Here is a 13986-nt window from a genome sequence, read left to right on the forward strand (position 1 = left end):
GCCCCGGACGAGGAGAAGCGAGTGGAGACCGAGATCGAGCTCACCGTCGACGGGGCGCCCCGACGGGTCCGGGTCGACACCCGGACGACGCTGCTGGACGCCTTGCGCGAGCGCCTCGGCGTGACGTCGCCGAAGAAGGGGTGCGACCACGGCCAGTGCGGCTCGTGCACCGTGCTCCTGGACGGACGCCGGCACCTGACCTGCCTCGCGCTGGCCGTCGCCTTCGACGGCTCCGAGGTCGTCACCGCCCAGGGGCTGGCCGACGCCGCCGACGGTGACCTGCACCCCGTCCAGCGGGCCTTCCTCGACACCGACGGCCTCCAGTGCGGCTACTGCACCCCCGGTCAGGTCTGCTCGGCGGTCGGCATGCTCGAGGAGGCGGCCCAGGGCCACCCCAGCAGCGTCAGCGACGACCTGTGCGCGCACGCCGAGCTCAGCGACGACGAGATCCGGGAGCGGATGAGCGGCAACCTGTGCCGCTGCGGCGCCTACGCCAACATCCTCGCCGCGGTGCGCGAGGCCGCCAGCGGGAGCCCGGCATGAGGGAGCTCGACTACCGGCGCCCCGACGACGCGGCGGGCGCCGTGGCCACGGTGAGCGCGGACCCCGACGCCGCCTTCCTGGCCGGCGGCACCAACCTGGTCGACCACCTCAAGCTCGGGATCGCCACCCCCACCACGCTGGTCGACGTGCGCCGGCTGGGGATGGACGCCGTCGAGGAGCACGACGGTGGGCTGCGCATCGGCGCCAACGTGCGCAACAGCGACCTGGCGGCCCACCCCGAGCTGCGCCGGCGCTACCCGGTGGTGGCGCGCGCGCTGCTCTCCGGCGCCTCGGGTCAGATCCGGCACCAGGCCACGACCGCCGGCAACCTCCTGCAGCGCACCCGCTGCGTGTACTTCCAGGACCTGAGCACCCCGTGCAACAAGCGCGAGCCGGGCACCGGGTGCTCGGCGGCCGAGGGCTACGGCCGCTACAACGCGATCCTCGGCGCGTCGCCGGAGTGCGTGACCGTGCACCCCTCCGACCTCGCGGTGGCACTGGCCGCGGTCGACGCGAGCGTCGTCGTGCTCGGCCCCGACGGGGAGCGACGGCTCCCGTTCGCTGAGCTGCACCGGCTGCCGGGCGAGCACCCCGAGCAGGACACCACCCTGGAGCACGGCGAGCTGATCACCGCCATCGAGCTGCCGGACCTGCCGATGGCGGCGCTCTCGGGCTATCACAAGGCGCGCGACCGCGCGTCGTACGCCTTCGCGCTGGTGTCGGTGGCCGCGGCCCTCGACCTCGACGGCGACACCGTGCGCGACGTCCGCATCGCCTGGGGCGGGGTGGCGCACAAGCCGTGGCGTGCCCTGCGCGCCGAGGAGGCGCTGCGCGGGGCACGGCTCACCGAGGAGGCCGTCCGCGCGGCCGCCGACGCCGAGCTCGCCGACGCGGTGACCACCGAGCAGACCGGCTACAAGGTGGCGATGGTGCGCGGGGCCACGGCCCTGGTGCTGACCCGGCTCGCCGCCGCGCGAGGAGACCAGCGATGAGCCCCACCCCCGAGCACCTGGCCGCCCCGATCGCCGCCCGGGCGATGGGCACCCCCGAGCGGCGCCACGACGGCGCGGCCAAGGTCACCGGCGCCGCGACGTACGCCGTCGAGCGCGGCGCCGACGACGGCATCGAGAACCCGCTGCACCTGTGGCTGGTGACCTCGACGATCGCCAAGGGACGCGTGGTCGGCGTCGACGCCGGCGCCGCGCTCTCCCACCCCGGCGTGGTGGCGGTCCTCGACCACACCAACGCCCCCCGGCTGGCCGACACCGAGGACCGTGAGCTCGCCGTCCTCCAGGACGACGCGGTCGGCTTCCACGGCCAGGTCGTGGCCTGCGTGGTCGCCCGCACCTCCGAGGCGGCGCGCGAGGGCGCCCGGCTGGTCCAGGTGGACTACCAGGTCGAGCCGCACGCCGCCGACTTCACCGACGCCAGCGAGCTCTACGCCCCCGAGGAGGTCAACGGTGGCGCGACCACCGACACCGAGGACGGCGATCCGGACACCGCGCTGGGCGAGTCCGAGACGCTGCTGGAGGCGACCTACCGGACCCCGCACGAGCACAACAACCCGATGGAGCCGCACGCGGTCACCGCGCTGTGGTCGCTGTCCGGCTCCGGGCCGCGGCTCACCCTGTGGGACTCCACCCAGGGGGTGCACGCCGTCGCCGCGACGCTGTCGGGGGTGCTCGGAATGGAGCAGCACGAACTGCGGGTGGTGGCTCCCTACGTCGGTGGCGGCTTCGGCAGCAAGGGACTGCCGCACTGCCACGAGGTGGTCGCGGCGTTGGCCGCCCAGGCCCACGCCGGGCGCCCGGTCCGGCTGGCGCTGACCCGCCAGCAGATGTTCTCGTTGGCCGGCTACCGCACGGCGACGGTCTCGCGGCTCCGGCTCGGCGCCGACGCCGACGGCCGCCTCGACGTGATCGAGCACCACGCAAGCTCGCAGACGTCGGCGATCAAGGAGTTCGCCGAGCAGACCGCCACGGTGACCCGGATGATGTACGCCGCGCCGCACCGCCGTACCACGCACCGGGTGGCCGAGCTCGACGTCGCGGTGCCGTCGTGGATGCGCGCCCCGGGCGAGATGCCGGGCGCCTACGCGCTGGAGACGGCGATGGACGAGCTGTCGTATGCCTGCGGCGTGGACCCGATCATGCTGCGCTCGCGGAACGAGCCCGAGCTCGACCCCGAGACGGGGCAGCCGTTCAACGACCGGCAGCTGATGGAGTGCTTCCGCCGCGGCGCGGAGCGCTTCGGGTGGGCGCAGCGGCCGCCGCAGCCGCGCGCCACCGCCGAGGGCGAGTGGTGGGTCGGCACCGGCGTGGCGGCGGCGACGTACCCGGCGATGGTGATGCCGGGCAACGAGGCGACCGTGCGCTCACTGGAGTCGGGCCGGTACGCCGTGCAGATCGGCGCCGTCGACATCGGCACCGGCGCGTGGACGGTGCTGGCACAGATCGCCGCCGACGCGCTGGACGTCGAGGTCGCCGACATCGACCTGGAGCTCGCCGACAGCCACCTCCCGGCCGCCTCGGTGGCCGGCGGCTCCTCGGGGACGAGCTCGTGGGGCACCGCGGTGGTGGCCGCGGCCCAGGCGTTCCGCGAGCGGTTCGGCGACCACCCGACGCCGGGCTGCGAGCTCACCGCGAGCCCCGCCAACGACCCGATGGCCGGCGAGTTCGCGCTGCACTCGTTCGGGGCGGTGTTCGCCGAGGCGCGGGTGCACCGCTTCACCGGCGAGATCCGGGTGCCGCGGCTGTTCGGCGTCTACTCGGTGGGGAGGGTGATCAACCCGGTGACGACCCGCTCGCAGCTGATCGGCGGCCTCACCATGGGCCTCTCCGCGGCGCTGTTCGAGGAGGGCGTGCGCGACCCGCGGTTCGGCCACGTGGTGACCCAGGACCTGGCGACCTACCACATCGCCGCGCACGCCGACGTGCGCGAGATCGACGCGGAGTGGCTCGAGGAGTCCGACCCGGCGGTGACCCCGATGGGCTCACGCGGGGTCGGGGAGATCGGGATCGTCGGCACCGCCGCCGCCGTCGCCAACGCGACCTACCACGCCACCGGCGTGCGGGTCCGCGACCTGCCCGTCACCCCCGACAACTTCGTCCAGTAGCCGCCCCCCCCCCCCCCCCCCACGCCGAGTCGGCGTGAACTCACCGCCGTACGACGCCGAGTCGGCGTGAACTCACGCCGACTGGGAGTGCCACTCCTCGGCGAGCAGGGCATAGCCGTAGCCGTCGAGCCAGGCGCCCGAGCGGTGCAGGGAGTCGCGGACACTGTGCGTCTCGCGGCGCATCCCGATCCGCTCCAGGAGGCGCCACGAGCGCTCGTTGTCGGCGAAGCACTCGGCGGTGACCCGCCGCAGCCCGAGGTCCACGAAGCAGATCCGCAGCAGCGCGCGGGCCGCCTCGGTGGCATAGCCCTGCCCCGCGTGGTCCGGGCTGAGCCCGAAGCCGATCTCGGCCTGCACACCGGTGGCCCGATCGGCCACCTCGCGCTGGGCCCACGCGTCCTGGATGGACAGCATGAGGTCGCCGATGATCGCGCCCTCGCGCTCCACGACCAAGGTCCTGGCGCGCCGAGAGTCATCGGCGAAGAGCTCCTCGAAGGTCGCGAAGTCCGGTGCAGCGAAGCTCATCCAGTGGCTGACCGGCTCGAGGGAGCGGATAGCCCATAGCTGGGGCAGGTCGTCGATCCGCAGCGGACGCAGGGAGAGCCGATCGGTGCGGACCGGCCAGGGGACGTCGTCGAGCCTGGAAACCATGCCCCCATCGTCGGGGTCGACGCGCTGTCTCCCACCGCCGACACCCCGCTTCGAGCCCCCCGCGTTCAACGCCCGCTCTCGCTCCGGCCGACCCGACGCCCGACGCCCGACGTACGGCCCGACGTACGACGTACAGCCGGCGCCCGACGTACAGCCAGCTGTAACGCGGGGTTATGCCCACTGCCACCGTGATATTTCGCTGTGGCAGTGGGCATAACCCCGCGTTACAAGCGAGCGGGGGCGCAGGGCAGCGGCGCGGGACGGGCGCAGGGCGGGGGCGGGAGCGGGTCAGAAGCCGAGGGGGCGGGAGGGGCGGGCCTCGCGGCGGACGGTCTCGCCCTTGGCCTGCGCGGACGACCGCAGCGACTCCTGGAACTCGACCATCCGCTGCTGCAGGGCCGGGTCGCCGGCCGCCAGGATGCGTACGGCGAGCAGCCCGGCGTTGCGGGCGTTGCCGATGGCGACCGTCGCGACGGGCACGCCGGCCGGCATCTGCACGATCGAGAGCAGCGAGTCCATCCCGTCCAGGTGCTTGAGCGGCACCGGCACCCCGATCACCGGGAGCGGGGTGAGCGCCGCCAGCATCCCCGGCAGGTGGGCCGCTCCCCCGGCGCCGGCGATGATCACCGACAACCCGCGGCCGGCGGCCTGCCGGCCGTAGTCCAGCATCTCCTCGGGCATCCGGTGCGCCGAGACCACGTCGGCCTCGTAGGCCACGTCGAACTCGGCCAGCGCGTCGGCGGCCGCCTTCATCACCGGCCAGTCGGAGTCGGAGCCCATCACGATGCCGACCCGCGGGCCGGTCCCCGGCCCGGTGGAGGGTGAAGTCACCTGGTCACTCACTTTCGTTGCCGAGTTCGCCGGCGAACCACGCGGCGGCGTGCCGCGCGCGCTCGAGGCAGTCGTCGAGATCGTCACCGTAGGCGTTCACGTGCCCGACCTTGCGGCCGGGGCGCAGGTCCTTGCCGTAGAGGTGGACCCGCAGCCGCGGGTCGCGCGCCATCGCGTGCGGGAACCCGTCGTAGAGCCGGCCGGCCTCGTGCGCGCCCCCGAGGATGTTCACCATCACCGTCCACCGCTCCCGCGGCGCCGGCGAGCCGAGCGGCAGGTCCATCACCGCGCGCAGGTGGTTCTCGAACTGCGAGGTGACCGCGCCGTCCTGGGTCCAGTGGCCGGTGTTGTGCGGGCGCATCGCCAGCTCGTTGACCAGGATCCGCCCGTCGACGGTCTCGAAGAGCTCGACCGCCAGGATGCCGGTCACGCCCAGCTCACCGGCCACCTGCAGCGCGATCCGCTGCGCCTGCCCGGCCAGCTCGGGGTCGAGGTCGGGCGCGGGCGCGACCACCTCCTTGCAGATGCCGTCGACCTGCGTCGAGGCGACCACCGGGTACGCCGCGGCCTGGCCGCTCGGGGACCGCGCCACCAGCGCGGAGAGCTCGCGGCGGAAGTCGACGAGCTCCTCGGCGAGGATCCGCACGCCGGCGGCCTCGGCCGCGGCGAACGGCTCGGCGCACTCCTGCGGCGCGGAGACCACCCACACGCCCTTGCCGTCGTACCCGCCGCGCGTCGTCTTCAGCACGCACGGGAAGCCGAACGCCTCCACCTCGGCGGCGCTGCTCACCACCGCGTGGCGGGGGCTGGGCACCCCCAGCTCGTCGAGGCGCGCGCGCATCACCGCCTTGTCCTGGGCGTGCACGAGGGCCTCGGGGCCGGGGCGCACGGCGTGGCCGGCGTCCTCGAGCGCGTGCAGGTGCTCGGTGGGGACGTGCTCGTGGTCGAAGGTGACCACCGCGCAGCCCTCGGTCACCGCCAGCAGGGTGTCGAGATCGCGGTAGTCGCCGACCTGCTGATCGGGGATGACCTGGGCCGCGGAGACCCCGGGGGCCTCGGCGAGCAGGCGCAGTGGCAGCCCGAGGGCGATCGCCGGCTGGGCCATCATCCGGGCCAGCTGGCCGCCGCCGATCACGGCGAGCGTCGGCGCACTCGCCTGGCCGGATCGGCTCGGCGCCCGCGCGGGGCTGGGGGCGGTGGAGGCAGCGGAGCGGGCGGACACGCGCTCAGACTAGCCGCGGGCGGCGGCGTCCTCGTGCTGGGCCGAGCCCGCGTGGACGGTGTCCGCGGGGTCGGAGGACTCGAAGCGCAGGCCCTTTCCCCGGTGTGTGCTGATCAACGCGGGATAGCGAGGGTCGTCGCCGAGCTTGCGCCGGACCCAGCCGAGGTGCACGTCGATGGTCTTCGACGAGGTGTAGAAGGAGGTCTGCCACACCTCGCGCATCAGCTCGTCGCGGGTGACGATCTGACCGGCCCGGGTGATCAGCGCGAGGACGAGCGCGAACTCCTTGCGGGAGAACACGATCTCCCGGTCACCACGCCAGGCACGGCGGGCGACGGGGTCGACGTGGACGTCCTGAACGGTGATCACCCGGTCACGCTAGGCAAGGAGTCGCCGCGTCCCCGGCGATGTGGCACTTCTGTGGCGGTGCTGTTCCTTAACCTTTTCCGGACCGCGCGCTCAGTGGCGTCGTACGGCGACCGGCTCGACCAGGCCGAAGCCGCGCACCGGCCGGGCCGGCAGCCGCCGGGTGTCGAAGGTGTCCGCCGGCAGCAGGGCGGCCGTCGCCGCGTCCACGATCACCCGGTTGCGCCGGGCGACCCCGGTCAGCCGGGCGGCCATGTTCACCGGCGGGCCGAACACGTCGCCGAGCCGCATCACCACCGAGCCGGTGGCGAGCCCCACCCGGACGTCGGGCATCCGCGGGTCACGCCCGATCACCGTGATGATCCCCTCGGCGATGTCGATCGCCTGGAGCGGCTCGTTGGCCACGAACAGGACCGAGTCGCCGATGCTCTTGATGACCCGCCCGCGGTGGGTGGCCACGACGTCGTGGCAGCGCGACTCGAAGATCTCCACCATGTCGCCGATCCGGCTCTCGCCGATGTCGTTGGACAGCGCGGTGAAGGCCACGATGTCGGCGAAGCCCACGGTGATCTGCACGGTGTGCAGGTCGTCCTCCTCCGAGCCCAGCGCCTCGATCCGCGCCACCGCCGCGGCCAGGTGGCGACGCCAGGCGTAGACCATCAGCTGCTCGAAGGGCGCGTTGAACTCCTGCACCAGCCGCAGCGCGGAGCCCAGCCGGCTGCCGGTCGCCTCGTGGGAGGCCTCGAGCTCGTCCACCCGGGCCAGCAGCGTGCCGACCTCCCAGTCGGCGAGGCGGGCCATCGTCTGGCCCACCGCCCGGGTCAGGTTGAGGGCCGTCGGCAGGTCGAGCAGGCCCTCGGAGATCGCGGCGTTCAGGGTGGTCAGGGCCTCGAGGTCGCTCTCGGTGAAGATGACCTCGCTCTCGTTCTCGGGGAAGCCCAGCGAACGCCACAGCCGCTTGGCCACCTCCAGGGGCACGCCTGCCTGCTGCGAGACCTGGCTCGAGTCGTAGGCGGGAGCGTCGTGCAGGATCGCGCGCTCGAGCTCCTCACGGGTGGTCGGCTGCTCAGCTGCCATCGTCGCCCTCGCGCACGCTGAGCCGATGCAGCTCGTCGGCGACCTGCAGCTGCACCTTCTCCACGTGCGGAATGTCGCGCAGCTCCACCCGGCCCTGCTCGCTGGCGTCGGAGACGACGAGCGTGCCGCAGCCGAGCAGCCGGTCGATCACGCCGATCTCGAAGTCCACGCCGCTGATCCGGTTGAGCGGGATCGTGCGTCCCGCCCGGGCGATCACCCCGGCGCGCTTGATGAAGCGGCGGTTCGTGAACGTGTAGCTGGTGGTCGCCCACAGCAGCAGCGGGCGCAGGAACCAGCCCACCACGACCACCGCGGCCAACACCCAGGCGCACCAGTGCAGGATCCGGGCGGCGTCACCGCTGCCGAGGGTGGAGACGAACGCGGCGACGGCCACGGCGAGCACCGCGACCAGCGTCGGCAGCAGCATCACCTTGGGGTGGGTGCGCGTAGACACCACGACCCGTTCGCCCTCGTTGAGGAGCTTCGCAGGAAAGGACACGGGGCGATCCTCTCATTGCCCCACCGGGCGCACGTGAACCACGTCACCTGCGCTGACCGCCACCTCCCCGGTGCCGGTCGCCACCACCAGCCGTCCCTCGGCGTCCACGTCGCTCGCCACGCCGAGGAGGTCGGCACCCGAGGGGAGGTGCACCCGGACCGGCTGCCCGAGGGTGGCGCACGTGGCGGCGTACGCCTCACGCAGGCTCGCCGGGTCCGCCTGCCAGGTGGCGTACTGCGCGAACAGCGCCCGCAGGCAGGCCAGCAGCACCGCGGTCCGGTCCGGCTCCCGACCCAGGGCGATCGCCAGCGAGGTGGCGGTCTCGACGGGCAGCTCCTCGGGGCGGGTGGAGACGTTGAGGCCGATCCCGACCACCGCGGCCGCCCCGGCCGGCGACTCCACCCGCTCGGCCAGGATCCCGGCGATCTTCAGACCCCCGAGCAGCAGGTCGTTGGGCCACTTCACCTCCGCGGGCACTCCCTGTTCGCGCAGGCCGCGCGCCACGGCGTACCCGGTCAGCAGCGGCAGCCAGGGCCACGCCGAGACCGCCACCGTGGGCCGCAGCAGCACCGAGAAGGTGAGCGCCGCGCGGGGCGGTGTCTGCCAGCTGCGGTCCAGGCGTCCCCGGCCGGCGGTCTGGTGCTCGGCCACGACGACCAGCCCGGCGGGCTCCCCCGCCCGGGCTCGCGCGGCGACCAGCGCGTTCGTCGAGGGCGCCGCCTCGACGATCTCCACCCGCACCCCGGGGATGCCCGCCACCCCATCGACAAGACGAGTGTGGTCAAGTGGTGGGCGCGTCGCGTGGTCGTCGGTCACGGGCGATAGATTGCCGCACAGACCACGAGGAGGCCATACGCGTGAGCGCACATGTTGGCGAGGGGACCGAAGTCCCCACCGATATCAACATCCACACCACCGCGGGCAAGTTGCAGGACCTCGAGCGCCGGCTCGACGAGGCGGTCCATGCCGGCTCGGCCAAGGCGATCGAGAAGCAGCACGCCAAGGGACGCAAGACCGCCCGTGAGCGGATCGAGCTGCTCTTCGACGAGGGCTCCTTCGTCGAGCTCGACGAGCTCGCCCGGCACCGTTCGACGGCGTTCGGCCTGCAGGACAAGCGTCCCTACGGCGACGGCGTCATCACCGGCTACGGCACCATCGACGGCCGCCAGGTATGCGTGTTCTCCCAGGACTTCACCGTGTTCGGTGGGTCCCTGGGCGAGGTGTACGGCGAGAAGATCACCAAGGTGATGGACCTCGCGATCAAGACCGGCTGCCCGATCATCGGCATCAACGAGGGCGCCGGTGCCCGCATCCAGGAGGGTGTGGTCTCGCTCGGGCTCTACGGCGAGATCTTCCGGCGCAACGTGCACGCCTCGGGGGTGATCCCGCAGATCTCGATGATCATGGGCTCCTGCGCCGGCGGCCACGTCTACTCCCCGGCCGTCACCGACTTCACGATCATGGTCGACGGCACCTCCAACATGTTCATCACCGGCCCCGACGTGATCAAGACGGTCACCGGCGAGGACGTCACGATGGAGGAGCTGGGCGGCGCCCGGACCCACAACACCCGCTCGGGCAACGCGCACTACATGGCCTCCGACGAGGACGACGCCATCGAGTACGTCAAGGCGCTGCTGTCCTACCTGCCGCAGAACAACCACGACGAGCCGCCGGTCTTCCACGACCCGGCCGACCTCGACTTCTCCGAGCTCGACCTGGCCCTCGACACGCTGATCCCGGACAGCCCGAACCAGCCCTACGACATGCACACGGTCATCGAGACCGTGCTCGACGACGAGGAGTTCCTCGAGGTCCAGCCGCTGTTCGCGCCGAACATCCTGATCGGCTACGGCCGGGTCGAGGGCCGCCCGGTCGGGATCGTGGCCAACCAGCCGATGCAGTTCGCGGGCACCCTGGACATCGACGCCTCGGAGAAGGCCGCCCGCTTCGTGCGGACCTGCGACGCCTTCAACATCCCGGTGCTCACGTTCGTCGACGTGCCGGGGTTCCTGCCCGGCACCGACCAGGAGTACAACGGGATCATCCGTCGCGGCGCGAAGCTGATCTACGCCTACGCCGAGGCCACCGTCCCGCTGGTCACGATCATCACCCGCAAGGCCTACGGCGGCGCGTACGACGTGATGGGCTCCAAGCACCTCGGCGCCGACATCAACCTCGCGTGGCCGACCGCGCAGATCGCGGTGATGGGCGCGCAGGGCGCGGTCAACATCCTCTACCGCAACGAGCTCAAGGAGGCCGCCGACCCCGAGACGAGGCGCGCCGAGCTGATCTCGGAGTACGAGGACCACCTCGCCAACCCCTACATCGCCGCCGAGCGGGGGTACGTCGACGCGGTCATCACCCCGCACGAGACCCGGATGGAGATCGTGCGTGCGCTGCGCCTGCTGCAGTCGAAGCGGGAGACGCTGCCGCCCAAGAAGCACGGGAACATCCCGCTGTGAGCGAGCGAGCGAGCGAGCAGTCCAGCACTGTGAGCGAGCGAGCGAGCGAGCCGCTGCTGCGGATCGCCCAGTCGGACGTCACGCCCGAGGAGGTCGCCGCCCTGGTGACGGTCTTCGGTGCGCTGGCTGCCGCGCAGGACGACCCGAACCCGCCGCCGAGCCCGGCCTGGAGCGCGCCGCACCGCAGGATCACGCCTGGGGTGCAGCACGGTCCCGGCGGCTGGCGAGCCAGCAGCCTGCCCAGCTGACCGGCATCCCACAGGCCCAGCTCCACCGCCCGTCCGGGGTGGGGCTGGGCCTGTTCGGCGTTCGGGCGCCGTCTAGTCTCCTGCGGTGACCAGCTTCGTCCTCGCCTCCGCCTCCCCCGCCCGTCTCGCCACCCTGCGCTCGGCGGGCATCGACCCCGTCGTGATCGTCTCCGGCGTCGACGAGTCACAGCTCGACGGGCTCGCGCCGGCCGAGCTGGCCCACGGCCTGGCCCAGCTCAAGTGCCGGGCCGTGGTGGCCGGATCGCAGCTGCCGCCCGCGGCGCTCGTACTGGGCTGCGACTCCGTGCTCGAGCTGGCGGGAGAGGCCCTGGGCAAGCCGGCCGACGCGGCGCAGGCCACCCGGCGCTGGCGCGAGATGCGGGGCCGCAGCGGCGTCCTGCACACCGGGCACCACCTCCATGACGTCGCCTCCGGCCGATCGCTCACCGCGACCGCCTCCACCACGGTGCACTTCGCCGAGGTGAGCGACGCCGAGATCGACGCCTACGTCGCGACCGGCGAGCCGTTGCACGTCGCCGGCGCCTTCACCGTGGACGGACTCGGCGGGGCGTTCGTGCGCGGCATCGAGGGCGACCACCACAACGTGGTGGGCGTCAGCCTCCCGCTCGTCCGTGAGCTGGCTGGCCGGCTCGGGCACGCGTGGCCCGATCTGTGGACCCGCTGAGCTCGACGGGGCCCTCCAGCCCGTCGATCTCCTCCGGCGCGTGGTGCAGGTGCAGCAGGTGCACCGGCCGGCGGAAGACGAAGCGCCGGAACAGGTAGAACCGGGCCCCCAGCCCCATCGACAGGCCGATCACGTTGGCCGAGATGTTGTCCGAGACCGGGTCGGCCAGCCCCAGCACTCCGCGACTGAAGGACAGGCACGCGATCGGCAGGGTCATCGTGACCACGTTGATGACGATGAACGCGGTGACGCCGCCGTCGGCGTGCACCGGCTCGCGCTCCTTGAACGCCCACTTCCGGCTGCCGCGGTAGCTGACGGCCATGCCCACCGTGTTGGCGATCACGTAGGCGAGGATCACCTGGTCGGCCAGCAGCGGCTCCGAGTCCGGGCGGTACCCGTGGACCAGGACGTTGAAGATGATCAGGGCCACCATGGTCGCGACGCCACCCACGGCGAGAAAGCGGCTGCCCTCGGTGAGGAGGCGCTGCCAGCGGGTACCCATGGCGGCAAGGCTAGACCCCCGCGGTCGGTACTCCCCCCTCGGGAGCACGCAGGGCCCGAAACCAGGCTACTCCACGGGCAGGCCGAGTCCGCGGGCGATCAGCATCCGCTGCACCTCCGAGGTGCCCTCGCCGATCTCGAGCACCTTCGCGTCGCGGTAGAAGCGGGCGACCGGGTACTCCTCCATGAAGCCGTAGCCGCCGAAGACCTGGGTGGCGATCCGGGTGGCCGTCACCGCCGACTCGGTGGCGTACAGCTTGGCCACCGAGGCGGCCTGCTTGAACTCGCGCACCGAGGCGCCGGCGTCCTTCATCGCCGCCGCACGGTAGGTGAGCAGGCGCGCGGCGTGCAGCATCACCTCGAGGTCGGCGATCTGGAAGGCCACGCCCTGCTTGCGCCCGATCGGGCCGCCGAAGGTCTGGCGCTCGCCGGCGTACTCCAGGCTCATCTCCAGGCAGGCCTGGATGCACCCGACGGCGAGGGCGGCGATGGCGACCCGGCCGTCGTCGAGGGTGGCCAGGAACTGCGCGTAGCCGCGCCCGCGCTCGCCGAGCAGGTTGGCCTCGGGGACCCGGACGTCCTCGAACGAGAGCGGGTGGGTGTCCGAGGCGTGCCAGCCCAGCTTGTCGTAGGCCTTCTCCGCGGTGAAGCCGGGCGTCCCGCTCGGCACCAGGATCGTGCTGATCTCGGCGGTGCCGTTCTCGCGGGTGCCGGTGCGCGCGGTGACGGTGACCAGCGAGGTGATCTGCGAGCCCGAGTTGGTGATGAACTGCTTGGACCCGTTGACGACCCACTGGCCCTCGGAGAGCTCGGCGCGGGTGCGCGTCGCGCCGGCGTCGGAGCCGGCGCCGGGCTCGGTCAGGCCGAACCCGGCGAGCCGCTCGCCGGCGACCAGGGCGGGCAGCCACTCCTGCTTCTGGGCCTCGGTGCCGTAGCTGAGGATCGGGTTGATGCCCAGCCCCACCGCGGCCTCGAGCGTGATCCCCATCGACTGGTCGACGCGGCCGATCTCCTCGATCGCCAGGCACAGCGAGGTGAAGCCGCCCTCCTCGCCGGCGAGCCCGGCGCCGCCGTACTCCTCGGGGGCGGTGAGCCCGAAGAGCCCGAGCTTGCCCATCTTGGCCACGACGTCGACCGGGAAGTGGTGCTCGCGGTCCCAGCGCGCGGCGTGCGGCTTGATCTCGGCCTCCGCGAACTCGCGGACGCTGCGTCGGAACTCCTCGTGCTCACGCGACAGCTCGAACGACATGCATCTCTCCTCGCGGTGACGGGCGGGGCGGACGGCACCCGCGGTTACGCTGACGTCAACGTAAGGCGCTTCCGTAGCGTCACCGCAAGCCCTCTCCCGACCCGAGCGAGCCGACCCGAGCGACCGATCCTGGAGCAGCATGGAACCGACCTGGTCGATCACCGAGCTGGCGCAGGAGTACGGCGTCACCCTGCGCACGATCCGCCACTACGAGGCGCTGGGGCTGCTGCATCCGCAGCGACGCGGCACCACCCGGGTGTTCCACCGGCGCGACCGAATCCGGCTCGAGTTGGTCCTGCGCGGGCGCCGGCTGGGCTTCGGGCTCGACGAGATCGCCCGCATCGTCGACATGTACGACGACCGCCCCGGCGAGGCGGGCCAGCTGGAGTACCTGCTCGCGCAGATCGAGGTGCGCCGCGCCGACCTGGCCCGGATGCGCGCCGACCTCGCCCAGACCGAGCGAGACCTGGACGAGGTCGAGGCGCACTGCCGCGAGGCCCTGGGCGCCCTGCGCGAGGGCGGCTGAGGCGGGCG

General features: G+C 72.7%; 16 protein-coding genes. 7 read left to right on the forward strand and 9 right to left on the reverse strand.

The genetic code is table 11. The annotated features are described in order from the left end of the window. Positions 1-21: 21 nt before the first annotated feature. Genes AC6EH9_RS11925 through AC6EH9_RS11935 form a run of 3 tightly spaced genes read left to right on the forward strand, consistent with a single transcriptional unit; the run spans position 22 to position 3658 of the window. Positions 22-543, forward strand: coding sequence for a (2Fe-2S)-binding protein (locus AC6EH9_RS11925; RefSeq protein ID WP_498423384.1), 522 nt, complete (start codon positions 22-24; stop codon positions 541-543). Then, positions 540-1535 carry an FAD binding domain-containing protein gene (locus tag AC6EH9_RS11930; RefSeq protein WP_498423386.1) on the forward strand — a complete coding sequence of 332 codons (996 nt, stop codon included), beginning with the start codon at positions 540-542 and terminating at the stop codon, positions 1533-1535. Before AC6EH9_RS11925 ends, AC6EH9_RS11930 begins: the two co-directional genes overlap by 4 nt. Beyond that, positions 1532-3658: a xanthine dehydrogenase family protein molybdopterin-binding subunit gene (locus AC6EH9_RS11935; protein ID WP_498423388.1), complete on the forward strand. Its 2127-nt coding sequence runs from the start codon at positions 1532-1534 to the stop codon at positions 3656-3658. Before AC6EH9_RS11930 ends, AC6EH9_RS11935 begins: the two co-directional genes overlap by 4 nt. A 72-nt stretch (positions 3659-3730) precedes the next feature. Here AC6EH9_RS11935 and AC6EH9_RS11940 read toward each other — a convergent pair whose 3' ends face one another. From AC6EH9_RS11940 to AC6EH9_RS11970, 7 genes are all read right to left on the reverse strand, one after another. Beyond that, positions 3731-4309 (reverse strand): GNAT family N-acetyltransferase, encoded by a 579-nt coding sequence (locus AC6EH9_RS11940; RefSeq protein ID WP_498423389.1) that lies wholly within the window; start codon positions 4307-4309, stop codon positions 3731-3733. 288 nt (positions 4310-4597) lie between these two features. Continuing rightward, positions 4598-5221, reverse strand: coding sequence for a 5-(carboxyamino)imidazole ribonucleotide mutase (gene purE, locus AC6EH9_RS11945; protein ID WP_498423527.1), 624 nt, complete (start codon positions 5219-5221; stop codon positions 4598-4600). Continuing rightward, positions 5145-6275, reverse strand: coding sequence for a 5-(carboxyamino)imidazole ribonucleotide synthase (locus AC6EH9_RS11950; protein ID WP_498423529.1), 1131 nt, complete (start codon positions 6273-6275; stop codon positions 5145-5147). Before AC6EH9_RS11950 ends, purE begins: the two co-directional genes overlap by 77 nt. Before the next feature lie 96 nt (positions 6276-6371). Next, the gene (locus tag AC6EH9_RS11955; protein WP_498423392.1) at positions 6372-6731 is read right to left on the reverse strand and encodes a winged helix-turn-helix domain-containing protein; all 360 of its coding nucleotides are present in this window, start codon (positions 6729-6731) and stop codon (positions 6372-6374) included. Between the two features lie 90 nt (positions 6732-6821). Further along, a complete protein-coding gene (locus AC6EH9_RS11960) occupies positions 6822-7805 on the reverse strand; it encodes an adenylate/guanylate cyclase domain-containing protein (RefSeq protein ID WP_498423394.1) in 984 nt (327 codons plus the stop codon). Beyond that, positions 7795-8304, reverse strand: coding sequence for a PH domain-containing protein (locus tag AC6EH9_RS11965; protein ID WP_498423396.1), 510 nt, complete (start codon positions 8302-8304; stop codon positions 7795-7797). Before AC6EH9_RS11965 ends, AC6EH9_RS11960 begins: the two co-directional genes overlap by 11 nt. Positions 8305-8316: 12 nt before the next feature. Further along, entirely contained in the window at positions 8317-9063 is a 747-nt protein-coding gene (locus AC6EH9_RS11970) for a biotin--[acetyl-CoA-carboxylase] ligase (protein WP_498423398.1), read from the reverse strand. A gap of 98 nt (positions 9064-9161) precedes the next feature. Here AC6EH9_RS11970 and AC6EH9_RS11975 point away from each other — a divergent pair, with 98 nt between their 5' ends. From AC6EH9_RS11975 to AC6EH9_RS11985, 3 genes are all read left to right on the forward strand, one after another. Next, on the forward strand, positions 9162-10769 hold the full coding sequence (locus AC6EH9_RS11975) for an acyl-CoA carboxylase subunit beta (protein ID WP_498423400.1): 1608 nt from the start codon (positions 9162-9164) through the stop codon (positions 10767-10769). Continuing rightward, complete coding sequence (locus AC6EH9_RS11980) at positions 10766-11017, forward strand: acyl-CoA carboxylase subunit epsilon (protein ID WP_498423401.1); 252 nt, start codon at positions 10766-10768, stop codon at positions 11015-11017. Before AC6EH9_RS11975 ends, AC6EH9_RS11980 begins: the two co-directional genes overlap by 4 nt. An 85-nt stretch (positions 11018-11102) precedes the next feature. Further along, positions 11103-11702, forward strand: a complete 600-nt coding sequence (locus tag AC6EH9_RS11985; protein ID WP_498423403.1) for a Maf family protein — start codon at positions 11103-11105, stop codon at positions 11700-11702. On the opposite strand, the gene AC6EH9_RS11990 is transcribed toward AC6EH9_RS11985, so the two are convergent. Together AC6EH9_RS11990 and AC6EH9_RS11995 are read right to left on the reverse strand one after the other, a co-directional pair. Then, positions 11632-12204 (reverse strand): GtrA family protein, encoded by a 573-nt coding sequence (locus AC6EH9_RS11990; RefSeq protein ID WP_498423404.1) that lies wholly within the window; start codon positions 12202-12204, stop codon positions 11632-11634. The two genes, AC6EH9_RS11985 and AC6EH9_RS11990, sit on opposite strands and share 71 nt — an antisense overlap. 66 nt (positions 12205-12270) lie before the next feature. After that, positions 12271-13452, reverse strand: a complete 1182-nt coding sequence (locus tag AC6EH9_RS11995) for an acyl-CoA dehydrogenase family protein (RefSeq protein WP_498423406.1) — start codon at positions 13450-13452, stop codon at positions 12271-12273. A 139-nt stretch (positions 13453-13591) separates the two neighbouring features. Here AC6EH9_RS11995 and AC6EH9_RS12000 point away from each other — a divergent pair, with 139 nt between their 5' ends. Then, positions 13592-13978 carry a MerR family transcriptional regulator gene (locus AC6EH9_RS12000; protein WP_498423408.1) on the forward strand — a complete coding sequence of 129 codons (387 nt, stop codon included), beginning with the start codon at positions 13592-13594 and terminating at the stop codon, positions 13976-13978. Positions 13979-13986 lie beyond the last annotated feature (8 nt).

The organism is Nocardioides sp. Z21_20 (genome assembly GCF_059766585.1).

Excerpts from the sequence above, each read along its gene's own strand:
- AC6EH9_RS11930 (WP_498423386.1), top strand. The coding sequence starts at position 540 with ATGAGGGAGCTCGACTACCGGCGCCCCGACGACGCGGCGGGCGCCGTG.
- AC6EH9_RS11935 (WP_498423388.1), top strand. The coding sequence starts at position 1,532 with ATGAGCCCCACCCCCGAGCACCTGGCCGCCCCGATCGCCGCCCGGGCG.
- AC6EH9_RS11940 (WP_498423389.1), bottom strand. The coding sequence starts at position 4,309 with ATGGTTTCCAGGCTCGACGACGTCCCCTGGCCGGTCCGCACCGATCGG.
- AC6EH9_RS11960 (WP_498423394.1), bottom strand. The coding sequence starts at position 7,805 with ATGGCAGCTGAGCAGCCGACCACCCGTGAGGAGCTCGAGCGCGCGATC.
- AC6EH9_RS11990 (WP_498423404.1), bottom strand. The coding sequence starts at position 12,204 with ATGGGTACCCGCTGGCAGCGCCTCCTCACCGAGGGCAGCCGCTTTCTC.
- AC6EH9_RS11995 (WP_498423406.1), bottom strand. The coding sequence starts at position 13,452 with ATGTCGTTCGAGCTGTCGCGTGAGCACGAGGAGTTCCGACGCAGCGTC.
- AC6EH9_RS12000 (WP_498423408.1), top strand. The coding sequence starts at position 13,592 with ATGGAACCGACCTGGTCGATCACCGAGCTGGCGCAGGAGTACGGCGTC.